Source organism: [Haemophilus] ducreyi, assembly GCF_900109315.1.
Taxonomy (GTDB): Bacteria; Pseudomonadota; Gammaproteobacteria; order Enterobacterales; family Pasteurellaceae; genus Haemophilus_B; species Haemophilus_B ducreyi.
In genome coordinates, this window is record NZ_FOJC01000004.1 from 54046 (window position 1) to 79298 (window position 25253).

The window sequence follows — 25253 nt, forward strand, 5'->3', positions numbered from 1 at the left end:
AAAGCGAAACAATAAACTATTCTGATTACACTGAATTTTTTCTTGTTTCTTTTTCAATCACGCTTTCTTTTTGGTTGTTAGCTAAGGCCATTGGCATCATGCTAACAATTATCAAGAAGGCATAATTTAAGGAAATTATATCATGTTCAATAAAATTAAAAACACATTTACCGTATTAACCGCAGCAGCAACAGCTATCTTAGTTTCAGCAACAGCAAATGCAGAAGACTTATCTAGCATCACTGGCAAAATAAACCTAGAAAGTGCCTATACAGGCATTGTTGCCGTGGGTGCTGCAGTCGGTGGCTTTTTAGTTGTTGCATTGGGCGTTCGTTATGTTTTAGGTTTCTTAAAACGTGTTTAATTAACGAAGCCTTGAGCTAAAAAATGGCCCCGCCCGCAAGTGATGAGGACGGGGGCTGTTTTTTAAGTGAAAGGCGAAGGAATAACTATGACTTGGCAAATGGTATTTTTTCTTTGGGGTATATTATGTGCTTGCGTAGTCGTAACTGGCTTAAACGATTAACCTTATTTTCCTTTTTCTTCTGTTCTCCTTTAGCACATGCGATTGCACTTTGGTCACTTGTTGGTGCAACCTACAACCTTCCTTTGCATAAAGATGGTAGCTTTTCCACTACGTGTAAATTGTCATCCGCGAAGAAACTAACCGATGGAGATCCTTCTGCGCCGCGTGTTGATGTTAAAACGGTCATTGATGATTCAAGCTTAGTGATTAACTACGGTGATGGAGAGAGGAACTCTATTTGGGGAGTTGGCTTTTTTAAATATGCCGAAAAATTTGAGTTCAGTTCAAATTTATCTTCAAGCCAATCAGCTACGGCTAATGCCGCACTTAAAACGGCCTTAATGCAGGGCAGATGTGACATTGCTGAATCATTGCTTTCAGCAATGGTACAAGGAGATATTCATGCCACTGATGAGGAAGATAAGTATCTTGGGTTTAGCAATGGGTAGGATAAATGCATTATCCGTGATAATGGAGATTTTTTATGTAGGGTAAAAGGGCCTGCTTTAGATGTAATGCCGCGGAACAAGACTGCCAAATTGCGATAGGTAACGACAAGGAGCTTAACCTACAACAATATGCCCGTTCAGAGGGCAAAAAGGACATCGTTAAACCTGTAGGGGATTCGGGTACTGTATCTACCCCTTCCGGAGGCACCACCTTTCATGGAGAGGGGAGCGGCTCAGGAGGTGCGCACTCCACTCTAGGAGGCAATACTTCCGGGCATGGTAATAACCCTAAAGGTTCAGAAGAAGGGCGTGTGAATGGGCCAGAAGAAGGTAGTGCAAATGGGTCAAATTGGTCTCAAGGGGAGCGGATGCCCTTGCTAATACGAAGTTTGCTCAACCAGAATTAAAGGAGTTTGATTTAAAGTTTGCCTTTAGTCAGTTGAAACTAAAACTTGAAGATTTTGTACCCACGTTATCTATGCCTGCCGGGCATCGCCCTAAATTTACCATCCCCGTGTTTAATAAGCACATACATGTTAATGTACATTGTCGTATCTTTCAACAACATGGTGATAAATTATCTGCGGTATTCTTGTTTATTTGGGGCTTTCTTGCCATCCGAATTCTACTGTCTGCTTAGGAGTGATTATGGGCACTATCATTAAATTCTTAGCCAATGCTTTTTCAGGCGTTTTATCTTTTATTTTTAATACCCTTGTGGTTAAATTTTTTGTTTTTGGTTGTGTTTTTATTGCCGTCACTGAAATTGTTCCTATATTAATTGAAACTTTCCTGCCTAAACAGGTTCATTTAAGTACATTAATATCAAAAATCCCTCCAGGGATTGCGTACTTCCTTAACTTCTTCAAGGTTGAAGTTGGCATTCAATCTATGCTATCTGCTTACACCTCACGCTTTTTAATCAGACGCATTCCACTTGTTGGCTAGGGAGGTCATTTATGTCAATTACAGCCTATGTCGGCATTCCTGGTAGCGGTAAATCTTATGAAGTGGTCAACTCAGTCATTGTCGCGCACTTTAAAAAGGGGAGAAGAATCGTTACCAACATTGAGGGATTAGATGAAAGTAAACTGATTACTTTTTGTTTAGAGACAGATAAGCAACTGCAATTTGAACAGTTGGGGAAAATCATTCATGTCACGGATGAACAGTGTCAACACGCTGATTTTTTCCCATTCAAAGGCGCAACAGAAACCCTTTGCCAACCCGGTGATTTAATTTGTCTTGATGAAGTTTGGCGCATTTTCCCAAGTGAACATATTCAGTAAGAATCATCGCTCTTTTATTGCAGAGCATCGCCACTTCACCCATCCTGAAATGGGAGTTTGTTGTGATTTAGGGGTCATCAATCAATCGATTTCAGGCGTGCCTCGCTTTATTAAAGATAGGGTAGAAAGCACTTTTTTAATGAGTCGACTGTTAGCGCTAGGTATGCCAAAGCGTTATCGGGTTAACGTTTATACCGGTGCAAAAACCACTAAGACAAACTTAGTTACCCAATATCAAAATAAATATGACCCAAAGGTCTTTCAACTGTATAAAAGCTTTGATACCACAAACGGTAAACAAACGGCAGTGGATGACCGACAAAACTTTTTTAAATCAGGGCGATTTAAATTAATGGTAATCGCTGTAGTGGTCATGTTTTCGCTTTCTTATTATTTAATGCATTTTTAACACAATCAAAAGCCATTAATGCTACGCAAACCAATCCATCTCATGAGAACGGCGTACCTAAACCATCACCTGATAATGAGTTTGATGACCTGCTTAAACGAGCAAAACAACAAGACAGGCTCAAAATGAATAGCCCGCCTACTTATTCTAAACATTGGCGAATCACCGGTGAATTACATAAACAAGGTCATGATTTTGTGGTGTTGATGGATTTACAGGGCAATTTACGTTTAGAGCCCAAACGCTTTTTTAAGCATGAAGGTAGAGCATTGGAGGGGGTAATTAATGGTGAGTTTATTAGCTATTACACTGGCAAAGGAGAAGGTCTGAATAAGAATCTTATTTTTAATAAGTAGTGTTTTATTATCATTGCCCGTTTTTGCACAAGGCGTTGACTTTAAACTGGACGGTGTGCCTTTGCCGAAGGCGATTAGCATGATTTATGATGAAGTATTATAAAGGCCTTATATGCTTGACCCTGTATTAGTGAATGATAATCGACGAGTGAGCTTTAAGTAACTCAAGCACAAGACTTTATGCCGTTTGTGCAACGCTATTTTAATAACATGAACATTAAAATACACACCAAGAATGAGGTTGATTATATTCAACATGTTGAGCCTAGGGTGATTAAACAAAGTTATGTATATAATCCTGTTCACCGGGATGTTGCTTACTTGGCTGAGTTTCTGCAAGCAGATGGTCAGGTGTTTGCTCATGGTGATAAATTAGTATTTTATGGCACTCCTGCAGAAATTAGCCGCGCAAAGTCAGTGTTAACCTCTCTTGATACTGTCAGTAAAGAAGTGGTTGTGACGGGGTATGTTTTTGAGGTGCAAACACAAGAGAAGGAAGGTTCGGGCATAAATTTATTCGCAAAATTATTAAGCGGCAAGTTAGGTATAAACATTGGCATTAAACAGAGTTTTGAGAACTTTATTACCCTTAACATGGGTAATTTAGATGCAATGATTGAGTTGTTTAAGAGTGACAGTCGTTTTCACGTGGTGAGTTCACCCACGTTGAGGGTTAAATCAGCCTCAAAAGGCAATTTTAGTGTCGGCTCAGATGTTCCGGTTTTAGGGAGTGTAAAGTATGATAAGGAGGGACGAGCAGTACAATCCATTGAATACCGAACTTCCGGTGTTATTTTTGACATCACGCCGACAGTAAAGCGTGATGCGATTGATTTAAGAATCCAACAACAGTTATCGAATTTTGTGAAGACTGATACGGGCGTAAACAACTCACCAACACTAATTAAACGAGACATTGTCACGGATATTGCCGTAAAATCTGGAGAGGTTATTGTGTTAGGTGGATTAGCTGAGAATAAACAGACTGAAGGCAATACGGGCTTTTCGTTTTTACCGAAGATATTAACCGGCAAATCAACCCATTCCGAGAAAACGGATATTATTGTATTGTTGCAAGTGAAGGCAATTTAGGGGGTGTCGGGGGATGTAATCCCATGACGTAAGCGTAGCCGAAGGCTTAGCGGAACATGAGCGAAGCATTCGCTCCCTCTGTTAACCTTTAAGGATATTGAATTACCTGATGAGTGTAAATAGACCTTAACAAATCAACATACACCTTACCTTATTTAAAATAACATAATAAAACACCCACTTCGCATAAGAATGATTATGTTAAATATGCACAAAAGGTAATAAACCTCTAAATGATCTTAGAGGTTTATATTAATTCAATTTCAATGTTAATTTAGCGACTACCAAAATACTCGCATGCCAACACCAATTACTTTATCTACATTTTTAGCATTAAAGCTATAAGATTCTTTCTCAAACAGAGTATTACGATGCTCACTTTGCATGACTACATCATCATATTTTTTATTGACTACTTTACCTTCTAAAAATACTAATACGTGTTTATGTAATTGATAATCCGTACCTAATAAGAAACCATGTGATTTCTGGTTTAATGAAGTACTTTTTGAGGTCATTGAAAATAATGACGTATTTTTCACATCCTCTTTATTAAATTTAACACGTTCATATAGATAATTACCATATATTTTAGAAGCCGGTGTTATTTGATATTGAATACCTGGTGCAAAATAATAAGCTTTAAGCGTATCTGCCCCATCTCTAGCATAGCCAAATCAGAAACTAATTTTAATTTATCAATTTGATAGCCTACCGCAGCTTCATAGCCATCTTGGTGATGGTTCGTCTGCTTTTCATCCATTGCTGACTGATAATTTGAACGACCAAATCCCGCATCAATATTTAAGGTATTATCCGCGATTTTTGTTTCATAAGTTAAACCAACAGCAAACGCATTTCTGAATTCGCTAGATAATTCGATATTATTTAACTTACGTAGTTTAGTTATTACCGCAGTTTTAGTATCTTTGTTACCCAAATTATAATTAGCACTTAACACTAATCCTTCAATCGCTTTATAATCATAACGAATTACACGATTTCCTTCAGTTTTAATATATGAAGGAACAAAGCCATTCATAATCTGTTGTTTGATCTTGATCATCAGCAAGCGTTGTTTGGCGACCAAAAGTAATTTGTCCAAATTCTTTTTTTCCAAAACCAACAAAACCACGTTTAACATAAATATCACCGAATTGATCTTTACCGGTATCTTTATCTGCATGTAACTCTAATCTACCTAAAGCATAAAAACCATCATTAAATTCATGTTGGGCTGATAAACCAATACGGCTACCCGCATTACGTATCGCATGTTCTTTATCTTTTTTATCTGTATGGTTTGATTTTTTTATAGCCCCGTAATATGCGCCATTGTTCTTAGCATGAAAATAAGTGTAATCTGAAGTTTTAGTATTCTTGCTTTGTTCAATAACCAATCTAATTGAACCATCCAAATCAATTTTAGTTCCTTCTGCTTCATAAAGCGTAACTGCTGAGGCCGATGTGGCTAGACTCGTTACTGCTAATGCTACAAATGTTTTTTTCATAAAATTCACCTAATCTATAATAAATAATAAAATGCTAATAATAAAAAATGCAAAAACCTGCTTTTTCACATGATTTAATTGCGAGCGAATAGTGTCAAAATAAGCCATCTATGTCAACACGAAGACCCAAAAGTTCAAATTAATAAAAAAACTTATAAAACAAAGGGTTATAAAAAACATAATTGTTACGTAAATTATTCTTTCTATTAGATAATATTGATAATTTATTATTTTATAACCTTTATTTTAGCTATTAAATAAGACATAAAATAAAAATGTAAAATAAATTTGATTTTGTAATCATAAAAAATAAAAAACCACAAACAGTAAAACTATTTGCGGTTTAAGTAATTTAATTACAATTATATAACATTACCAATATATACGAATACCAATACCGATTGATTTTTCAGTTTTGTCGCTATATTCTTTAATTAATTCTTTTTCGTTAATTCTTGTAATTGTATGCGTATCATTATCAAATGTTTGTTCAACAATAGTTTTTGTACTATTACCAACATAATCCGTCTTCATTTGCAACATTTTACCTTCAACGAATAACAAAACATTTTTATGAGGCGTATAATCTATACCCAATAAGAAACCTTTTGATTTGCTCTTACTACTCCAAATATCATCTATATGTGAGTTTTCAAAGAGGTAGTTTCCGTATAATCTTGTTTTCTGAGTGAATTGAAATTGAAGACCAGGCGCAGCATAAAAAGAGGTGGTTTTTACTCTGCGTTCCTCATTTCTAGATTTTTCATTGGCATAACCGAAATCAGATACTAACTTAAAATTACCGATTTTATAGCCAAGCGCCATTTGATAACCGTCCCGATAATGCTTCGCTTTAGTTGATTTAGTTTGCGCTTGAGTTTTATCCGTATTATCATAATTCGAACGACCATAAGCCGTATTTAGATAAAAAGCCTTATTATTTTTCAGATTTGCTTGGTAGGTAAACCCAACACCATAGGCATTTTTCAGCTTATAGTCTAATGCTTCTCCTTTAGCGTTTTGCTTTTCGGATAAATTATAATTCGCACTAAATACTAAACCATCTACCCCAGTATAATCATAACGGATAACGCTATTCCCATCACTAGCAATATAAGATGGAACGATACCAAATTCATAACTATCTGTTTGGTAGCTATCATCGGCAATGGTTAATTGACGGCCAAAGGTCAATTGACCAACATCTTTTTGCCCTAAACCAGCAAATGCGCGTTTAATATATAAACGACCAAATTGGTTTTCATTGTTGGTTTTATTCGCTCTTATTTCTAACCGTCCGAAAGCATAGAAACCATCATCTAAATCTTGAGTAGCAGTAACCCCTAAACGGCTACCCGCATTACGATATCGTTTTGTTTTTTGCTGATTATAATAATTATTTAATTTTTTATAAGATCTTTTAATAACAGTGATAGACTGCTCACCAGTCTGCTGTTTAAGTCTTTTAGAAAAAATCTTTGCTATATTTTCTATTTCTTGAGATTCATCTATTGTTATATTTTGTTCGGCAAGCAACCTAACCGAGCCATCAAATTCGATTTTAGTACCATCGGCTTCATAAACAACTGCCGCTGAAGCTGATACACTAAATGTAGCCACTGCTAACGCAACTAAAGTTTTTTTCATTTTCATAAAGGTTACCTTTTAATATTATACAAAAATTACCTTACAAATACATAAAGCAATCTTGCTGATTGACGTCAACCATTTAACGTCAACTTAAAATTAATTCTGTCAAAATTAGTTGTTTTTGTCAATATTCTTATTGGGCTATAATCAGAATTCAACAGGCGGTTCATTGTTTTGATTTTCTAGCTAAACATCCATAATTGAATTATTACTATAAATTTCGCATAATGATTATTTGATATTAAATAAATGTTAATCCATTTTTAATAGTATTAAATTATTTTGCAAATTAAGTGTAAATACAAAAAGCTTAAATTAAGCAAAACCACTAAATATTTAATTAAATTTGTTCCATAAAATTACAAAAGTAAATTATTTTTGTGACGTACTTCACATTTTTATAATATTTTCTGTTAAACTCTTGTTTTAATTATTAATGTATTAAAATTTTTACTCTATTTATTCCCAATAACCTTAAACAGAGACCAAAATGCATAATTTTGTCAGTCAAATTCAACAAGAATTAGCTATTTTTCTTCCTTATCAGGAACAGTTGGTGACTATAAATAGTGCCTTATTTGCAAAAAAAACACAAAAAGTAACCGATTTTATGCAAGAAATTGAAGCAACTGCATTGTTATTACATCAACAACAAACTGAAGAATATTTAGACGTGTATTCAAGAAAGTTATTCCAACAATTTGAAGCTTTATATAAAGTCATGATCAAATTGAAAGTAAATAATCAAACTGAAAACATGGTATTTTGTTCATCTTTTCGATTTGAAAAAAATATCCATGCTTTACCGCCCGTTAAACGTTTAACCGAATATAAAAAAGCATTACGTGCTTTAAATGAAAAAATCAGTTGGTTAATTAAAATGAGTTACACGAATGGTAACGAGAATATTCAACAGCAGATTCAAGAAACAGAATTTCGTAAGCAGAAATGTTTGAAAGCTATTGATGAGTTAGAGGAAGAGATATTAATATTACACTTAAATAAAAAAGGGGCTTAAACCCCTTTATATTATTTATCATAGGTTTTACAAGCTTTTCGCTAGTTCTTTAATGATTTTTTGGAATTGTTGACCGCATTTTTCGTGACGTAAGCTATACTCCACAAAAACCTCCATATAACCTAATTTATCACCACAATCAAAAGCACGCCCTGTCATATGGAATGCTTCAACAGTTTCTTTTTCGATCAGCATATCAATCGCATCCGTTAATTGAATTTCATCCCCTACCCCTACAGGCGTACGTTCTAATAGATCCCAAATAGTTGCAGAGAAAACATAGCGTCCTACAATGGCAAGATTAGAAGGGGCATTCTCAATAGATGGTTTTTCAACCATTTTAGCGATTTTGGCTGTTTCTCCTGCACGAATGTTATCCGTTGCACAATCAACTATACCATAATTGCTAACATCTTCTTGTGGTACGGGTGCAACCATAATTTGACTACATTGAGTTTCTGAAAAACGTTTAATCATAGCGGCTAAATTTTCTGTTTTAGGGTTAGCGGTAAAATCAGCTAAAATAACGTCCGGTAAAACAACTGCAAATGGCTCTTTACCCACAACCGCTTTACCGCATAAAACAGCATGCCCTAATCCTTTTGCTTGTCCTTGGCGAACATGCATTAACGTAACATCATTCGGTACAATTGAACGAACTTCATCTAACAATTGGCGTTTAACACGTTTTTCCAACATTGTTTCCAATTCAAAAGAAGTGTCGAAATGATTTTCGATCGCATTTTTAGATGAGTGTGTCACGAATACGATTTCTTTAATACCGGCTGCAACACATTCATTGACAATGTATTGAATGAGTGGTTTATCTGCAATAGTTAACATTTCTTTAGGAATGGCTTTAGTAGCCGGAAGCATTCGTGTTCCTAAGCCTGCAACAGGAATAATGACTTTCATTACGTAATCCTTATACTGATTCCGGTATATTATCTGCTAATGCTTTAATTTGGTGATAAATTTCTTCACGATGAACTACAATATTTTTAGGTGCATTGACGCCCAATTTAACTTGATTGCCTCTTACACTAAGCACGGTAATTTCAATATCATCGCCAATTAATAAACTTTCACCAACTTTACGTGTTAGTACAAGCATTATACCACCTTGTTTGTAAAATATAGCAAGATCTTTCCTTGTCTTGCTAATTGAATTAAAGTTTAGAATGAATCCACTGTTTTGCAAAGGCAAGTGCAGTATCTAAATGCTGCGGTTCTGTTCCGCCGGCCATTGCCATATCCGGACGACCTCCACCTTTACCACCAACCTGTTGAGCAATGAGTCCGACAAGTTCTCCTGCATTGACTTTATTGGAAAGATCTTTAGTCACACCAACAATTAAATTAACTTTATCCGCTGATACGCTACCAAAAACAACAATAACGCTACTCAATTGATTTTTTAAATCATCGACCATCGTACGCAATGACTTACTTTCAATACCTTCTAATTTTTGAATAACAACATTAATGCCATTAATTTGAACAACTTGTTTTGCCAATTCAGCACCTGCTTGTGCAGCGAGTTTATCTTTAAAATGTTGTAATTCTTTTTCATTACGTTTTATTTTATCTTGCAATTGATAAATTTTATCTACTAATGAAAGGCTATCTGTTTTAAGTAATTCAGCACTTTGATGAATAATTTTTTGTTGATTGTGTAGCCAATTTATTGCATTTTCTGCCGTTAATGCCTCTACTCGTCTTATACCTGCTGCTACCGCACTTTCAGAAATGAGCTTAAATAAGCCAATTTCACCGGTATGTTTTACATGTGTACCGCCACATAATTCAATTGAAAAATCGGTCATTCCTACTACACGGACAACATCACCATACTTCTCACCAAACAATGCAACAGCACCTTTTTCTTTGGCCGTTTCAATATCCATCCTTTCAATAGTAACCGCGAGGTTTTGGCGAATTTGACGGTTCACAATTCGTTCAATTTCTTCTAACTGGGCTTTACTGACCGCTTGAAATTGTGAAAAATCAAAACGTAATACATTTTCAGAAACCAAAGATCCTTTTTGCACCACATGCTCACCTAATACTTGGCGTAATGCAGAATGTAATAAATGTGTCGCACTATGGTTAGCCGTAATTGCCTGACGACGTGCTATATCAACTTGTGCAGATATAATATCACCGATCGCTAAACTACCCGACACTACTTGCCCAATATGTCCGAATACTTGACCGTATTTTTGTGTATCGGCTACTGCAAATTGGCAAAATGCCGTAGTAATTAAACCACTATCGCCAACTTGTCCGCCCATTTCTGCATAAAATGGGGTTTTATCTAGAACGATAACCGCAGATTCACCTGATTGAACTTTTTCAACCGCTTGTCCGTTGCTAAATAAAGCAATTACTTTTGCTTCAGCGTTAAAGCAATCATAGCCAATAAAGGCTGTTTCAGCCTCAACTTTAATTACACTATTATAATCAGCCCCAAAATTACTGCTCGATTTTGCGCGTTCGCGTTGAGCGGTCATTTCTATTTCAAAACTCGCTTCATCAATGACAATGTCACGCTCACGGCACACATCTGCGGTTAAATCTAATGGGAAGCCATAAGTATCATACAATTTAAATGCTACTTCACCTGAAAGTGTCTGATTTTCCACTTTAGTTAACGCTTCTTCTAATAGCGCAAGGCCTCGCTCAAGTGTCCGTGCAAACTGTTCTTCTTCTGTTTTTAATGTTTTCTGAATATAACTTTGTTTATCCGTTAAAATTTCACCCGCTTGCCCCATTACTTTAGCAAGTGTAGGTACTAATTTATAAAAGAATGCTTCTTTAGCACCTAATAGGTTACCATGCCTTACTGCTCTGCGAATAATCCGGCGCAATACATAACCACGACCTTCATTTGATGGAATCACGCCATCTACAATTAAATAAGAGCACGCTCGGATATGATCTGCAATTACCCGTAATGATTTATTATCTAAATCTGCTACATGTAATAATGTTGCAACTTCTTTAATTAAGGTTTGGAAAATATCTGTTTCATAGTTTGAGTTTACATGCTGCATCACCGCAGTCATACGCTCTAACCCCATACCGGTATCAACAGAAGGTTTAGGTAACTTGGCTAATGTTCCATCTGCTTGACGGTTAAATTGCATAAAAACAATATTCCACACTTCAATGTAGCGATCACCATCTTCTTCAGCAGTGCCAGGCAGCCCTCCACAGAACGATTCGCCATGATCATAGAAGATTTCAGTACAAGGACCACAAGGCCCCGTATCTCCCATTGCCCAAAAATTATCTGAAGCGTAAGGTGCACCTTTATTATCGCCGATCCGAATAATATGTTCTGAAGGTACGCCCACGGTTTGATGCCAAATATCATAAGCCTCATCATCAGTTTCATAAACAGTCACATATAATTTTTCTTTTGGTAAATGTAACCATTTTTCTGAAGTAAGAAATTCCCACGCAAATTGAATTACATCATGTTTAAAATAATCACCAAAACTAAAGTTGCCCATCATTTCAAAAAAAGTATGATGGCGTGCTGTATAACCTACATTTTCAAGATCATTATGTTTTCCACCGGCACGTACACAACGTTGTGCGGTTGTGGCACGCGTATAAGGACGTTTTTCTAAACCGAGAAAAACGTCTTTAAATTGATTCATTCCCGCATTAGTAAAAAGTAATGTTGGATCATTTTCTGGTACTAAAGCACTACTAGGCACAACGGTATGCCCTTTGCTATTAAAAAAATCTAAAAAAGATTGTCTAATCTCTGAAGTTGTTTTCATTTACACTTTACTCTGGATGTATAAAATAAATTGTTAATTTTAACCGACTATTCTACACCTTTTTATTTCTTTTGGTAATATCAGCGCAAAAAAATAACCGCTTAAGATATTTTCATCTTGAGCGGTCAGATAAGTTGATTATTTGGTAGCCAATGAACTTAGTGGCTATTATTCATCAATTAACGGAACGACCAACATATCAACAGTAACATTATTCATTACCTGACGAGTAGAAGACATAAATTTACTCCAAAAATCTTGATGATGCCCTGTAATCAATAAATCAATTTGATGTTTAGCCACCGCTTCTTCTAAAACCTGGCTAAAGTCTCCCGTACCATTTAAACGCTGACTAACCGGATAATCAATTTTTAAGGCAAGTTCATCAAGTGCTTTCGTGGTTTCTTCAATGACACCATCTTGTACAGAAGACATATTTATATCAATTAATCCGGTATAAAGATCAGAAAAATTGACATCTACATGAATAAGTGAAAGTTTAGCACCACATTTCTCAGCCAATCCCGCACCTTTACGAAGTAAAATCAAACTTTCTTCAGAAAGATCAACTGCAACTAGAATATGTTTATACATAAGAAAAACTCCTTAAATTATCCTTGAGCCTTATAAATAGTTGAATAGTAGCATATTTTTTTCAATCAAAACTTGAACTAGATCGCATTTTTTACATAATTTAAAAAAAGAATTATTTTAACTGAATGAATAGTTAACAAATACACCTAACTTTGTTTTATTAAAGTGTATTCCGATCTTTCTTATCCCTAAAAATAGTGCTAAAATTTGCTATAAATCAAACTTTTGTCATAAATGATATCGGTATTGTTATGAAAATTATATCAGATGCAAAAAATGTATGTCGTACAGCCTGCACTATTCATTGTCAAAACTGTAGTATCAGTCAGCTTTGTTTACCATTTACATTAAATGAACATGAATTAACGCAACTTGATAATATCATTGAGCGCAAAAAACCGGTACAAAAGTCACAAATTATTTTCCAATCTGGTGATGAACTTCGTTCGATTTATGCTATTCGTTCAGGCACCATTAAAAGTTATACGATAAGTGAAAGCGGTGAAGAACAAATTACCGCATTTCATCTGCCTGGTGATTTAGTCGGCTTTGATGCTATTACGAATATGAGGCACCTTGGCTTTGCTCAGGCATTAGAAACATCTATGATCTGTGAAATTCCCTTTGATATTTTAGACGATTTAGCGGGCAAAATGCCTAAAATTCGCCATCAAATTATGCGATTAATGAGTAATGAAATTAAAAGCGATCAAGAAATGATTTTATTACTCTCAAAGATGAACGCCGAAGAAAAACTAGCTGCTTTTTTACATAATTTATCACAACGCTATGCTGAGAGGGGCTTCTCTGCACGTGAATTCCGTTTGACAATGACACGTGGCGATATCGGTAATTATTTAGGCTTAACGATAGAAACCATTAGCCGTTTGCTTGGTCGCTTCCAGAAAAGTGGTATGATTACCGTACAAGGGAAATATATCACGATTAACCATATGGATAAATTAACCGATATGGCAGGCGTAACCCGCTCGCAAATTTCTGTTACCCAATCGGCTTAAAAGCGGTCTTTTTTAATTATAAAATAAAAGCCCTTATTATTTATAATAGGGGCTTATTTATTTTCTACCTTACGAAGAATTATTTGACTAATTTTAGGTAAGTGCTTTTCTTTTTAGTATTATTACTAACGTGTACTTTAGTCCGTTCCATATATTCTATTTCACTATAATAAACTTCTTCTTGGAACATAATGCCCTCACCACTTTCCTGAGCATAAATTGCTTCTGTTGCACCAAATGGCACATAAACATCGCGCAACATACCTTGGAAACGAGCATTAAAACAGATTGCTTCATCATTAACAACATATTGACCAATTGAATGCGGTGAAATATTAAGAATAATTTTACCCTCACGAATAAATTCCTTTGGCACATCTACATCAGGATATTCAGCGTTCACCAACAAATACGGTGTATTATCGTTATCTACAATCCAATTATAATATGCGTGATATAAATAAGGACGTAATGGTTTCATTATTCTTTATCGTCCATTAGATGCTTGGGTGCGCTTCCACCAATAGATTGACTAAAACTATCACGTTGAAAAACTTTAGTCATATAGGCTTTAATTGCTTTACCTCCTGCGCCTGTGAATTGAACACCTAGATTATGCATTCGCCATAGCAATGGCGCAATATAGCAATCCACTAGACTGAATTCATCACTCATAAAATAACTAGTTGCAGCAAAAACAGAACCTAGTGCTAGCATTTCTTCCCGTAATTGGCTTAACGCTTTCTTCGCTTCTTTGGATTCGGGATTTTTATTAACAATATCAATTAAGCTATACCAATCTTGCTCAATTCTATGCATGGTCAGGCGAGATTTACCGCGTAATACCGGATAAACTGGCATTAATGGAGGGTGAGGAAAACGTTCATCTAAATATTCCATAATAATACGAGAATTGAATAGCACTAAATCACGATCAACTAATGTTGGAATATTGGCGTATGGGTTTAATTCTAAAAAATCTTCAGAAATCGTATTAGGATCAATATTTTCAAGCTCATAAGGAACACCTTTTTCTGCTAGGACGATGCGTACTTGATGGCTATAAATATCATTTTTATCTGAAAAAAGGCTCATTACTGAACGCTTATTCGCACTAATTGTCATTTTTATGCTATCTCCGATTCTGATTGCAATTTAAAACTATTTTCTAATTATAGCACACTTGCCTAAGCGTATAATAGTACAAAATAGCAGTTATCCACAATAATAAGAGATTTATTATCTCTACTTGTTTTACCTTAAATTTATAAACAATCGTTTGTTTAACATGTTATTATATTGACGTTATTTCGTGAATAATTAAAAGGATAATGAGAAATGTTACAACAAAAAGCAGAAATTGCGGTCGTAATGGGTTCAAAAAGTGACTGGGCAACAATGTCAGAAACAACACAAATCTTAGAACAATTTGATCTTGCCTATCATGTCGAAGTAGTATCGGCACATCGGACCCCCAATAAACTATTTTCGTTTGCTGAATCTGCCGAACAAAATGGCTATAAAGTAATTATTGCAGGTGCAGGTGGCGCGGCGCATTTGCCGGGTATGATTGCTGCAAAAACAATTGTACCGGTATTAGGTGTTCCGGTTAAAAGCTCAATGTTAAATGGCATGGATAGCTTATATTCTATCGTTCAAATGCCAAAAGGTATTCCAGTTGGAACATTAGCGATAGGTCCTACAGGTGCTGCAAATGCGGCACTATTAGCGGTTCAGATTTTAGCTGTTTTTCAACCTGAATTGGCTAAAAGACTTCATGCCTTTCGGCAACAACAAACTCAACTAGTATTAGATAACCCCGATCCACGTGATTAATAACTGTAAAAATATAATTTAGGAATAACCATGCAAAAAAGTGCTATTTACCCTCCAGTTTATGTATTAGGCAACGGTCAGCTTGGCAGAATGCTACGCTATGCGGGTGCTCCTTTAGATATTCAAGTAATACCACTTTCGTTTGATGCTGAACTATTTGATATTGAAGCAAATAGTATTATCACAGCTGAAATAGAGCGCTGGGATGAAACTCCCCTCACTACGCTATTAAGTAATCATAAAAATTTTGCCAATCTAGCGGTCTTTGCTACAACGGCCGATCGTTTTAGCCAAAAATCACTGTTAGATAAGATACAATTGGCAATCTCTCCTTGGCAATTAGTTGAAAGTGCTGAGCAATGGCCGGCTATTTTTGCCAATATTGGGGATAAAGTTGTCGTTAAACGCCGTACAGGTGGCTATGATGGACGGGGGCAATGGATTATTACAGCAGATAATGTTGCACAAATTACGCCTGATTTATATGGGCAAATAATTGCCGAAAAATTCATTCCATTTGATAGTGAAATTTCGATTGTTGGGGCGCGTTTCCGAGATGGCTCTATACGTTGTTATCCAATTACGCATAATTTACAACAGAATGGCATTCTGCGTTACAGTGTTTCGGATATTAATTTACCTAATCACGCTGTTTTCCAAATGCAAGCAGAAAAAATGCTCACTAATGTAATGCACCATTTAAATTATGTTGGGGTAATTGCAATGGAATGTTTTGTGGTAGGCGATAAATTATTAATTAATGAGCTTGCTCCTCGTGTCCATAATAGCGGGCACTGGACACAGTTAGGCTGTTCCATCGGCCAATTTGAATTACACTTGCGTGCGTTACTTGACTTACCAACGCCCGAACTAAAACCCATTGCTCCTAGCGTAATGGTTAATTTAATTGGTATAGCACATTCAAATCAGTGGCTTGATGTACCTTTTTCACAATTACATTGGTATGGAAAACAAGTTCGCTCAGGGCGCAAAGTAGGCCATATTAATGTAATGTATCCTTCTCGACAGATATTAATCCAATCGCTTGAGCAACTTCGACCGACACTGACTGAGGATTTTTATTCAGGACTTGATTGGGCTATTAATAAATTAAGATTTTGATACAAGCTGGCTAATTTACGGCAAATTTGATAAAAAATGCCTATTAAATCGCGAGTCACTTGCGAAAGCGTTTAATTATCCGTATAAATAAACTATTTAACATTAACACAATAACTCAGAGGGCAACAAAATGGCAATGTTCAATCATATCGATGCCGCTCCAACCGATCCAATTTTAGGTTTAAATGATGCCTTCCGAGCAGATAGTCGCAAAACAAAAACTAATTTGGGCATTGGTGTGTATATGAATGCCGATGGTCAGACACCGATTATGAATGCCGTAAAATTAGCAGAAACGCGTTTACTTGCTGAAGAATCACAAAAGAATTACCTTCCGATTGATGGTATCGCACACTTTAATAGTTATACGCAAACCTTATTATTTGGGCAAGATGCAGATGTTATTCAAACGGGACGTGTAAAAACAGCTCAAAGTTTAGGTGGCACAGGCGCATTACGTATAGCAATGGAGTTTATTAAGCGCCAAACTGACGCAAAGACTATTTGGATATCAAACCCAACTTGGCCTAATCATAATGCAATTGCTGAAGCGGTTAGCTTAACGATAAAAAACTACCGCTATTATAATCCCGAAACTAACGGCTTAGATTGGGATAATCTGTTGGCTGACTTGCAACAAGCTGAACGTGGCGATGTAGTGTTATTACACGGTTGTTGCCATAACCCGACCGGTATCGATCCAACAGCAGAACAATGGGATAAACTCGCTACACTTTCAGCTGAAAAAGGCTGGTTACCTTTATTTGATTTCGCTTATCAAGGATTAGCCAATGGCTTAGATGAAGATGCTTACGGTTTACGTGCATTTGCTAAAAACCATAAAGAATTATTAATCGCGAGTTCTTATTCCAAAAATTTTGGTTTATATAATGAACGCGTGGGCGCATTTACTTTATTAGCAGAAAATGCAGAAATCGCAAATAATGCATTTACTCAAATTAAATCAATTATTCGAGTGCTCTATTCTAATCCAGCGGCACACGGTGCTCATACCGTAACCACCGTATTGGCTGATGATCAATTACGCGCAAATTGGATCGCTGAATTAAGTGAGATGCGTGATCGGATTAAAACGATGCGAACTAAAATGGTTCAATTATTAGCTGAAAAAGGCGCGAAAAAAGATTTTTCTTTTATTTCTAATCAGAATGGTATGTTTTCATTCAGCGGTTTAACCGCTACACAAGTCGATCGTTTACGTGATGAATTTGCAATTTATGCGGTTCGTTCTGGGCGAATAAATGTAGCCGGACTTACCGATGATAATATCGAAGCGTTTTGCGATGCCGTAGTAAAAGTGCTCTAGGTAACCAGTTAAAGAACAAACCTGTAGTTGGCAAAATAGCGGTATGCGTTTTTTGCCATTATTTTTGTGCCATAATCGCTTCAATATCAGCAATTTCTTTTGGGCAACTACAGGTTAAATTCTTATTACCATATTCGGTAATTAATAAATCATCTTCAATTCTAACACCGATACCGCGATATTGTGCCGGTACATCCGCATCAATAGGAATATAAATTCCAGGTTCTAATGTCAGCACCATTCCACTTGCAAGTGTTCGATCTTTATCCATACCATAGTCGCCTACATCATGCACATCTAGTCCTAACCAATGCCCTAAACCATGCAGATAATATTGGCGCACTGCTTGTTGTGCTAATAATTCTGTAATATCTCCTTGTAAAATGCCTAAGCGGACTAAGCCTTCTGTCATAACTTGCATAGCGGCCTGATTAGCTGCTTTAAAAGAACCATTTGGCACAAGATATTGCGTTGCTGCTTTCATTGCATCTAAAACTAACTGATAAATCTCACGTTGGGCTGGCGAAAATTTACCATTAATTGGGAATGTGCGGGTAATATCACTAGCATAATAAGCGAACTCTGCTCCCGCATCAATCAACAATAGTTCGCCATCTTTTAACACTTGATTATTTTCATTATAGTGCAAAATACAAGCGTTTTTACCACTGGCAACAATAGAATTATAGGCGGGAAAACGTACACCAAAGCGGCTAAATTCATATTGAATTTCACCTTCAATTTCCATTTCATAGCGATTCGGGCGCGTTTGTTGCATTGCTCTAATATGCGCCAATGAGGAAATATGGCACGCTTGTTGGATTAAGGCTAATTCTGCCGGCGATTTAAATAACCGCATTTCAGATAGCATAGGTTGCCAATTGATGACTTCAGTAAAGACATTATTCACAAGCGGATCGCCCCAACTTTGTATGCCTTCTGCATAGTAACAAGCGGTTAAATTTTGTGTTTTTTCTGCGAAAATAAGTGATAAATCTTCTATATCAAAAGCCTTATCAACATTCAATTGTGCTGCGGCTGCATCAACACCTAGACGATAACCATGCCACGTTTCCATTAACGGATCTTTATTTCGCACAAAAATACTGCTTTCATATTGACCATTTTGCTTAATCAACAATAATGCCGCTTCGGGCTCTGCAAAACCGGTTAAATACCAAAAATAGCTGTCTGGGCGAAATAGATAGTTGCAATCAGCATTGCGACGCTTTTCCGTTTCAGTAAAGACAATAAATGCCGAATTTTTTTGCATCTGTTCAAACACGCGTTGACGGCGTGCAACAAATTCTTCTTTGGGTAACTCCGCTAAATATGAGAGATCCATTTTATTTTCCCTTATAAATTCATATAACTAACATAAGTAATCGATTTAATCTAGTCAATTGACAGGATTCGATTTTAGAATATTTTATAAAAAAGCACTCGTTAAAAAACGAGTGCCATAATTTAATCATTACAATTAACGAGATTTTTTTGATTGCGCTAATACTGAACCGGCTAATGATTTTACAGTATCAGAACAATGTTCCGAAGTAAGCACTTTTGATGCCTTTGATTCTAATTCTTTACTAGTAACTTTATCCGTATTCGTTTGGGACAACACTGAACCCGCTAATTCTTTTTCAATTTTAGAAGCATTAGGATCTTTTAAAATCTTTGCAGCTAACGATCCTAATTCTTTTGAACTATGTTTATTACTCATATATCTATTACTCCTACCTTAATTTTTTCAAGATAAAAAATAACTATTCTTCAGCTAGTTAGTAAGAGTATAGGGTTAGAAATCCTTTTTTCAAGCCTTTAGATATAAATAATTAAACTTCTAATAAAGCCATCTTCAACTGCCCTATTTTATCTCTTACTGCCACCGCTTTTTCAAATTCAAGATCTTTAGCCAATTTTTGCATTTGTTGTGTTAATTGTTTTAATTCTTTTTCTAGAGCCTGCCGTGATTTAGGCGCATTAGGAGTATAACTGGCAGATTGTTCGGCAATTTTTACCGCTTGTTTGCCTTTTTTCTGTTTATCTGTTTGTCCAATATCTAGCAATTCACGAATTTTTTTATTTAATGCTTGAGGAATGATATTATGTTCTTGATTATATTTTTGCTGTTTCTCTCGGCGACGTTCTGTTTCAGTGATCGCTTTTTGCATGGAATGGGTTATTCGATCCGCATAAAGAATGGCTTTACCATTTAAATTACGTGCGGCGCGCCCAATCGTTTGAATAAGTGAACGCTCAGAGCGTAAAAAGCCTTCCTTATCCGCATCAAGAATCGCCACCAAAGCAACTTCTGGCATATCCAATCCCTCACGTAATAAGTTGATGCCAACTAACACATCAAACATACCTATCCGAAGATCATGAATAATTTCGACCCGCTCAACCGTATCAATATCACTGTGTAAATAACGGACTCGAACACCATGCTCATCTAGATAATCGGTCAAATCTTCCGCCATTTTTTTAGTCAATGTAGTAATCAATACTCGCTCATCTAACGCTACGCGTTGCTGAATTTCAGATAACACATCATCTACTTGGCTAACCACCGGCCGTACTTCAATTATCGGATCTAACAGACCTGTTGGGCGCACTACTTGATCGATAATGTCTCCGTTCGATTTTTCTAATTCATAATTGCCCGGTGTTGCTGAAACATAAATGGTTTGCGGAGATAATCGTTCAAATTCTTCAAATTTAAGCGGTCGATTATCTAATGCCGATGGTAAGCGAAAACCATATTGTACTAATGTTTCTTTCCTTGCCCGATCCCCGCGATACATACCACCAATTTGTGGCACGGTTACATGGCTTTCGTCAATAATTAATAAACCATCTGCGGGCATATAATCAAATAATGTTGGTGGTGGTTCACCCTCCTGACGCCCAGATAAATAGCGCGAATAATTTTCAATGCCTGAACAGTAACCTAGTTCATTAATCATCTCAATATCGAATTGTGTGCGTTGTGTAATGCGCTGTTCTTCCAACAATTTATGTTCTTTAATGAAATAATCTTGACGACCCGTTAATTCATTTTTGATCTGATCAATGGCGGTCAAAATACGTTCCCTAGGCGTGACATAGTGTGTTTTAGGGTAAATCGTATAACGTGGGATCTTACCAAAACTATGACCGGTTAGCGGATCAAACAAGGATAAATTGTCAATTTCATCATCAAATAATTCTATTCGTAATGCAATTTCATCAGATTCTGCTGGGAAAATATCAATCACTTCGCCTCGAACACGAAAAGTTGAACGCTGAAAGGCTTGATCATTGCGGGTATATTGTAGTTCTGCTAGCCGAGCAAGAATGTCGTGTTGATTAATAATGGCTCCAACTTGTAAATGCAACATCATTTGCATATATGCATTTACATCACCTAAGCCATAAATAGCAGAAACAGATGCAACGACAATAGTATCGCGACGTTCAAGAAAAGACTTAGTTGCCGATAATCGCATCTGTTCAATTTGTTCATTAATCGAAGCATCTTTTTCAATAAAAGTATCACTCGCCGGCACATACGCTTCTGGCTGATAATAATCATAATAAGAAACAAAATATTCCACTGCATTTTCGGGAAAAAAGGCTTTCATTTCAGCATATAATTGTGCAGCTAGCGTTTTATTAGGTGCAAGTAACATTGCAGGTCGGTTAAGTTGTGCAATTACATTAGCAATAGTAAAGGTTTTGCCTGATCCGGTTACGCCAAGTAATGTTTGATGTGCTAAGCCATCTTGCAAACCTTCAGTTAATTTTTTAATCGCCGACGGCTGATCACCTGAAGGTGCAAAAGGGCTATGTAGAATAAAAGGTTTACCTGGTTTGCTCATAATTGAATCCTAATCCGAAAAAACGATGCGCATTGCATAAACAAGCACAAAATTATTATTGTGTGGTAAACAATTGCCAAATTGGTTTACACGTTGTTGGTAAGGTTAAACTTTTACCTAACTCAATCCAGCCTGTCGGATAATGAAAATCAGAACCCACCGAAGCATATAAATCAAATTCGCTTGCCCAACGTGCAATTAACTGTCGTTGATCAGGCCTTTGGCCACAACTAGCAACTTCTATGCCATCGCCCCCAGCTTGTTTAAAATGTTCAATTAAAGCACGAAGCCAACGAGCGGTCATTTTATAGCGTAACGGATGCGCTAAACAAATTACACCGCCTGCCTGATGGGTAACATCAATAACGTGCGATATGCTAGACCATTGCGGTTTAACATAGGCTATTTTGCCTGTGCCTAAATATTTTTTAAATGCGTGTTCAATATTACGAACATAATCTTGCTGTACTAAAAAACGAGCATAATGTGCACGGGTAACCTCACCATTCGCTAACATTTTTGCACCGTGATAAGCATTTGGAATACCTGCTTTAGCTAATTTTTCGCCAATTTCGACCGCTCTTTGCTCACGCAATACGGCATGATGCTGTAAAAGTTCAATTAATGCCGGATGATGTTCATCTATATCCAATGCCGTTAAATGAATATTTTTATTTTGCCATAATGCAGAGATCTCTACCCCACTAATTAACTGAATAGGTTGAGATTCAGCCGCTATTTTAGCTTCTTGGATACCTGCTAATGTATCGTGATCCGTTAAAGCAAGAACATCAACCTTTTGTTCAACTGCACGTAATATCAATTCTGTTGGCGTTAACATACCATCTGAAGCAGTGCTATGCGAATGTAAATCATAAATCATAGCTTAAAGTAACCCTACTCTGACAAAAAATTGACGATATGCTTCCACTTTTTTAGCCAGACTTAATGGATAAGCGCGCGAGGTAGATGGTAAACGATATAAATATAATGTTCTATCCGTTGTATAAGGATAATCAATCCATTCATTTGTTTTCGGCAATTTACTCTTTTCAGGTAATAAACTTAATAAGGTTTCCGTTGCAAGCCCGCCCGTGGTAAATAACCATTTTAACTGTGGCAATTCGGTTAATAATGCTTGCATATCAATCGCATCAATAATTTTCAGATCTTTATCTGAAGCATTACCTTTTAAACGAATGGCGGTTTGTGCAGAAGAACAAAGTGCAATGCCTTTTTCTCTTAAAAACGCTTCAATCCGCACTGGATCAAAACGTTTTTCTTGATCAACTCGAAAATGATCAAGATTCTTATAAAAAAGCAATCCCATAATCCGCCACATATCGTTTTGAAAATTTGGATAATGAAATTCCATACACCGTTTTTCACTGGTCGGTGGAAATGTACCTAACATTGCCACTGTAGCAGATTTTGGCAAAATTGCTGGAAAAGGATGATATTCTAATGGTAGATTGCGTTCAGACATTCGATAATGGTTCTCTGCAAGTTATTTAATTAATGTTTTCAACAAGTCAAGTTTTGTTGCCTTATCAATCTGTTGCTCTGCCACTTTATTTAGTTCTGCCATTAATTGGTTCTTTTGAGCAGCGCTTGGCAAAGGCAATGTACATTGTGAAAGCTGTGTCGCATAAGCGGTCAGATCTTCTAATAATTTTACTTTGTCTGCGTGATCAGCATAACGCTCAAATAAGTTTGCGATTTCCTGACTAAATTGCTCCGCTTTTGCATCAATTTGTTGATGACAATATTTCTGCCATTTAATCTGCTCTGCCCGTGTTAATGTATTTGGGAAATGCCTTGCTCGATAGTGGAATAACAACGGTTCTACACGTTTATCTGCAAATTTTAAACCATGCTCAGCGAGTTGTTCTGGTTTTAATGTACGTAAAATAGCTAAGTTGTTTTTATCCCCATTTGAAAAAAAACTGTCGTATAACGTCGTTTCTACGTTGTTTGAAGGCGCAAAAATACGCTCATCGTTGAATATTTCAATCACCTTCTCTCGAACGACTGCTTTTTGTGCTTGTAACTTAGCTAAATTTAGCAAGCATTGTGAACGATCAATCGCCAAACGCGTTGCATTTTCTGCTAGTAAGGTTTTAGCTGGCGCTAAAATTGGGCATTTGTTTAGATGAACTAACTTCAACGGCACTGGAGATTCGTGTTCAGCTAAAGCATCACGTTTAGTATATAAACGCTGTTTTAATACCTCCGCAGTATCATTTAGTAGCCCTTGTATATCACCTGATAAGTCACAGACAATCACGGCATTCTGATTCGTGGGATGCCAAGCAAGAGGTAAAATCAACGCAGTATTACCGCGATAGTTACCTAACATACCTGAGACGTGCACTAATGGCGTTAACTCGGCCGGATCAATTAATTTTTCAAGCACTTTTTTACTTCTTTTTTCAAAAAAGAAGTCAAATAATTTGCGCTGTTTTTGCTTAATTAATTTTGCTATTTCAATCGTGGCATATACATCTGCCATCGCGTCGTGCGCATTCTGATGTGCAATAGCATTTGCTTTCGTCAAATGCTCTAACTTGAAAGAAGGTTCATCTTTTTCATTTTTAGGCCACTCAATGCCGGACGGACGTAATGCATAGCACGCGCGCACTAAATCAAGTAAATCCCAACGGGAATTGCCGTTCTTCCAACAATATTCATAAGGATCATAAAAATTACGAAAGAACGTATAACGAGTCATTTCATCATCATAACGGATATTGTTATAACCAATAATGCAAGTATTAGGTTGACTAAATTCGTGATGAATACGTTGAGCAAATTCTGGTTCTGACAAGCCTTTTTCATTACAGAGTTGTGGTGTAATGCCTGTTACCATCACTGCTTCAGCTGAAGGCAAATAATCATTAGTTTGTTTACAATAAAATATTACCGGTTCACCGATAATATTAAATTCACTATCCGTACGAATACCCGCAAATTGCGCAGGTCGATCAGTTGCTGGATTTATGCCGAAACTTTCATAATCATAAAAGAAAAAAGTAAAATTGTTGTTGTTCATCGCCTTACTCAAATAACAAATCAAATGATTAATATTGTAACATAGACAAGCGGGCAAATTTGCAGGAAATTTATGCTTAATGGATCAAGCTAATCTAATTGCCGTCTGCTAATAGCGCTGATAGACAAATAAATTGCATAAAAAAAACCCGACACAAAAAATTCTGTATCGGGCGAGGTCTTACCTAAGGAAATGAAAAAAACTGCTTGAGTTCCGTCAAGTTAGTATTAAGTATGACTGACGTGATCTGATAAAGTTCAGTTAATTTGCAAAAAAAGCGGTATTTTTTTATGATTTTTATTTTCATTTGCATAAGCTGTACAAAAACAATGCAAACAAGGTTACG

Annotated in this window: 28 protein-coding genes and 1 pseudogene; 13 read left to right on the forward strand and 16 right to left on the reverse strand. The window is 36.4% G+C overall.

What is annotated here, in order from left to right; all coding sequences use genetic code 11:
* The first annotated feature begins 142 nt into the window (after positions 1-142).
* The 8 genes and pseudogenes from BMX01_RS03540 to BMX01_RS03565 all read left to right on the forward strand — a co-directional run bounded on the left by BMX01_RS03540 (position 143) and on the right by BMX01_RS03565 (position 4121).
* Positions 143-364, forward strand: coding sequence for a major capsid protein (locus BMX01_RS03540; RefSeq protein ID WP_064081884.1), 222 nt, complete (start codon positions 143-145; stop codon positions 362-364).
* Between the two features lie 92 nt (positions 365-456).
* Positions 457-975 (forward strand): hypothetical protein, encoded by a 519-nt coding sequence (locus BMX01_RS03545; RefSeq protein ID WP_064081883.1) that lies wholly within the window; start codon positions 457-459, stop codon positions 973-975.
* A gap of 349 nt (positions 976-1324) precedes the next feature.
* Positions 1325-1615 (forward strand): hypothetical protein, encoded by a 291-nt coding sequence (locus BMX01_RS03550; RefSeq protein ID WP_064081882.1) that lies wholly within the window; start codon positions 1325-1327, stop codon positions 1613-1615.
* Positions 1616-1623: 8 nt separating this feature from the next.
* Positions 1624-1923, forward strand: coding sequence for a DUF2523 family protein (locus BMX01_RS03555; protein WP_064081881.1), 300 nt, complete (start codon positions 1624-1626; stop codon positions 1921-1923).
* Between the two features lie 11 nt (positions 1924-1934).
* The gene (locus BMX01_RS07985; RefSeq protein ID WP_250636742.1) at positions 1935-2264 is read left to right on the forward strand and encodes a zonular occludens toxin domain-containing protein; all 330 of its coding nucleotides are present in this window, start codon (positions 1935-1937) and stop codon (positions 2262-2264) included.
* A complete protein-coding gene (locus tag BMX01_RS07990; RefSeq protein WP_250636741.1) occupies positions 2248-2673 on the forward strand; it encodes a zonular occludens toxin domain-containing protein in 426 nt (141 codons plus the stop codon). Before BMX01_RS07985 ends, BMX01_RS07990 begins: the two co-directional genes overlap by 17 nt.
* Before the next feature lie 125 nt (positions 2674-2798).
* Positions 2799-3029, forward strand: coding sequence for a hypothetical protein (locus tag BMX01_RS07925; RefSeq protein ID WP_078179325.1), 231 nt, complete (start codon positions 2799-2801; stop codon positions 3027-3029).
* Positions 3004-4121, forward strand: a pseudogene (locus BMX01_RS03565) (type II secretion system protein GspD). The gene BMX01_RS07925 and the pseudogene BMX01_RS03565 overlap by 26 nt, the downstream one beginning before the upstream one ends.
* 281 nt (positions 4122-4402) lie before the next feature.
* Here BMX01_RS03565 and BMX01_RS07930 read toward each other — a convergent pair.
* The 4 genes from BMX01_RS07930 to BMX01_RS03575 all read right to left on the reverse strand — a co-directional run bounded on the left by BMX01_RS07930 (position 4403) and on the right by BMX01_RS03575 (position 7285).
* Positions 4403-4663: a porin family protein gene (locus BMX01_RS07930; RefSeq protein WP_231098740.1), complete on the reverse strand. Its 261-nt coding sequence runs from the start codon at positions 4661-4663 to the stop codon at positions 4403-4405.
* A 62-nt stretch (positions 4664-4725) separates the two neighbouring features.
* Positions 4726-5187, reverse strand: coding sequence for a porin (locus BMX01_RS07935; protein ID WP_231098741.1), 462 nt, complete (start codon positions 5185-5187; stop codon positions 4726-4728).
* Positions 5135-5632 (reverse strand): porin, encoded by a 498-nt coding sequence (locus BMX01_RS07940; protein ID WP_231138587.1) that lies wholly within the window; start codon positions 5630-5632, stop codon positions 5135-5137. The genes BMX01_RS07935 and BMX01_RS07940 overlap by 53 nt, the downstream gene beginning before the upstream one ends.
* 372 nt (positions 5633-6004) lie before the next feature.
* Entirely contained in the window at positions 6005-7285 is a 1281-nt protein-coding gene (locus BMX01_RS03575; protein WP_231087439.1) for a porin, read from the reverse strand.
* 487 nt (positions 7286-7772) lie between these two features.
* Between BMX01_RS03575 and priC the strand changes: the two genes are divergently transcribed.
* Positions 7773-8300, forward strand: a complete 528-nt coding sequence (priC, locus tag BMX01_RS03580; protein WP_064083289.1) for a primosomal replication protein PriC — start codon at positions 7773-7775, stop codon at positions 8298-8300.
* Positions 8301-8327: 27 nt separating this feature from the next.
* Here the strand turns inward: priC and galU are convergent, their stop codons facing one another.
* The 4 genes from galU to BMX01_RS03600 all read right to left on the reverse strand — a co-directional run bounded on the left by galU (position 8328) and on the right by BMX01_RS03600 (position 12688).
* The gene (galU, locus tag BMX01_RS03585) at positions 8328-9215 is read right to left on the reverse strand and encodes a UTP--glucose-1-phosphate uridylyltransferase GalU (protein WP_064081879.1); all 888 of its coding nucleotides are present in this window, start codon (positions 9213-9215) and stop codon (positions 8328-8330) included.
* A gap of 10 nt (positions 9216-9225) precedes the next feature.
* Positions 9226-9414: a carbon storage regulator CsrA gene (gene csrA, locus BMX01_RS03590; RefSeq protein WP_010945285.1), complete on the reverse strand. Its 189-nt coding sequence runs from the start codon at positions 9412-9414 to the stop codon at positions 9226-9228.
* A 55-nt stretch (positions 9415-9469) separates the two neighbouring features.
* Positions 9470-12094 (reverse strand): alanine--tRNA ligase, encoded by a 2625-nt coding sequence (alaS, locus tag BMX01_RS03595; protein WP_064081878.1) that lies wholly within the window; start codon positions 12092-12094, stop codon positions 9470-9472.
* A 168-nt stretch (positions 12095-12262) separates the two neighbouring features.
* Positions 12263-12688 carry a universal stress protein gene (locus tag BMX01_RS03600; RefSeq protein WP_064081877.1) on the reverse strand — a complete coding sequence of 142 codons (426 nt, stop codon included), beginning with the start codon at positions 12686-12688 and terminating at the stop codon, positions 12263-12265.
* 251 nt (positions 12689-12939) lie between these two features.
* Between BMX01_RS03600 and BMX01_RS03605 the strand changes: the two genes are divergently transcribed.
* Positions 12940-13707 carry an FNR family transcription factor gene (locus tag BMX01_RS03605; RefSeq protein WP_064081876.1) on the forward strand — a complete coding sequence of 256 codons (768 nt, stop codon included), beginning with the start codon at positions 12940-12942 and terminating at the stop codon, positions 13705-13707.
* A gap of 79 nt (positions 13708-13786) precedes the next feature.
* On the opposite strand, the gene BMX01_RS03610 is transcribed toward BMX01_RS03605, so the two are convergent.
* Together BMX01_RS03610 and sspA are read right to left on the reverse strand one after the other, a co-directional pair.
* Positions 13787-14188: a ClpXP protease specificity-enhancing factor gene (locus BMX01_RS03610; protein ID WP_064081875.1), complete on the reverse strand. Its 402-nt coding sequence runs from the start codon at positions 14186-14188 to the stop codon at positions 13787-13789.
* Positions 14188-14832, reverse strand: a complete 645-nt coding sequence (gene sspA / locus BMX01_RS03615) for a stringent starvation protein SspA (protein WP_064081874.1) — start codon at positions 14830-14832, stop codon at positions 14188-14190. Before sspA ends, BMX01_RS03610 begins: the two co-directional genes overlap by 1 nt.
* Before the next feature lie 213 nt (positions 14833-15045).
* Here sspA and purE point away from each other — a divergent pair, with 213 nt between their 5' ends.
* The 3 genes from purE to BMX01_RS03630 all read left to right on the forward strand — a co-directional run bounded on the left by purE (position 15046) and on the right by BMX01_RS03630 (position 17992).
* A complete protein-coding gene (gene purE, locus BMX01_RS03620) occupies positions 15046-15543 on the forward strand; it encodes a 5-(carboxyamino)imidazole ribonucleotide mutase (RefSeq protein WP_064081873.1) in 498 nt (165 codons plus the stop codon).
* A gap of 30 nt (positions 15544-15573) precedes the next feature.
* On the forward strand, positions 15574-16665 hold the full coding sequence (gene purK, locus BMX01_RS03625; RefSeq protein ID WP_064081872.1) for a 5-(carboxyamino)imidazole ribonucleotide synthase: 1092 nt from the start codon (positions 15574-15576) through the stop codon (positions 16663-16665).
* 130 nt (positions 16666-16795) lie between these two features.
* Positions 16796-17992 (forward strand): amino acid aminotransferase, encoded by a 1197-nt coding sequence (locus BMX01_RS03630; protein ID WP_064081871.1) that lies wholly within the window; start codon positions 16796-16798, stop codon positions 17990-17992.
* A 58-nt stretch (positions 17993-18050) separates the two neighbouring features.
* Here BMX01_RS03630 and pepP read toward each other — a convergent pair whose 3' ends face one another.
* The 6 genes from pepP to sbcB all read right to left on the reverse strand — a co-directional run bounded on the left by pepP (position 18051) and on the right by sbcB (position 24907).
* Entirely contained in the window at positions 18051-19337 is a 1287-nt protein-coding gene (gene pepP / locus BMX01_RS03635; RefSeq protein ID WP_064081870.1) for a Xaa-Pro aminopeptidase, read from the reverse strand.
* A 135-nt stretch (positions 19338-19472) separates the two neighbouring features.
* Positions 19473-19715: a hypothetical protein gene (locus BMX01_RS03640; RefSeq protein ID WP_064081869.1), complete on the reverse strand. Its 243-nt coding sequence runs from the start codon at positions 19713-19715 to the stop codon at positions 19473-19475.
* 112 nt (positions 19716-19827) lie between these two features.
* Complete coding sequence (gene uvrB, locus BMX01_RS03645; protein WP_074647779.1) at positions 19828-21855, reverse strand: excinuclease ABC subunit UvrB; 2028 nt, start codon at positions 21853-21855, stop codon at positions 19828-19830.
* Positions 21856-21910: 55 nt separating this feature from the next.
* Positions 21911-22738 (reverse strand): PHP domain-containing protein, encoded by an 828-nt coding sequence (locus BMX01_RS03650; RefSeq protein ID WP_010945270.1) that lies wholly within the window; start codon positions 22736-22738, stop codon positions 21911-21913.
* A 3-nt stretch (positions 22739-22741) separates the two neighbouring features.
* Complete coding sequence (locus BMX01_RS03655) at positions 22742-23341, reverse strand: DNA glycosylase (protein ID WP_064081867.1); 600 nt, start codon at positions 23339-23341, stop codon at positions 22742-22744.
* A gap of 21 nt (positions 23342-23362) precedes the next feature.
* A complete protein-coding gene (gene sbcB, locus BMX01_RS03660; RefSeq protein ID WP_064081866.1) occupies positions 23363-24907 on the reverse strand; it encodes an exodeoxyribonuclease I in 1545 nt (514 codons plus the stop codon).
* Between the last annotated feature and the right edge of the window lie 346 nt (positions 24908-25253).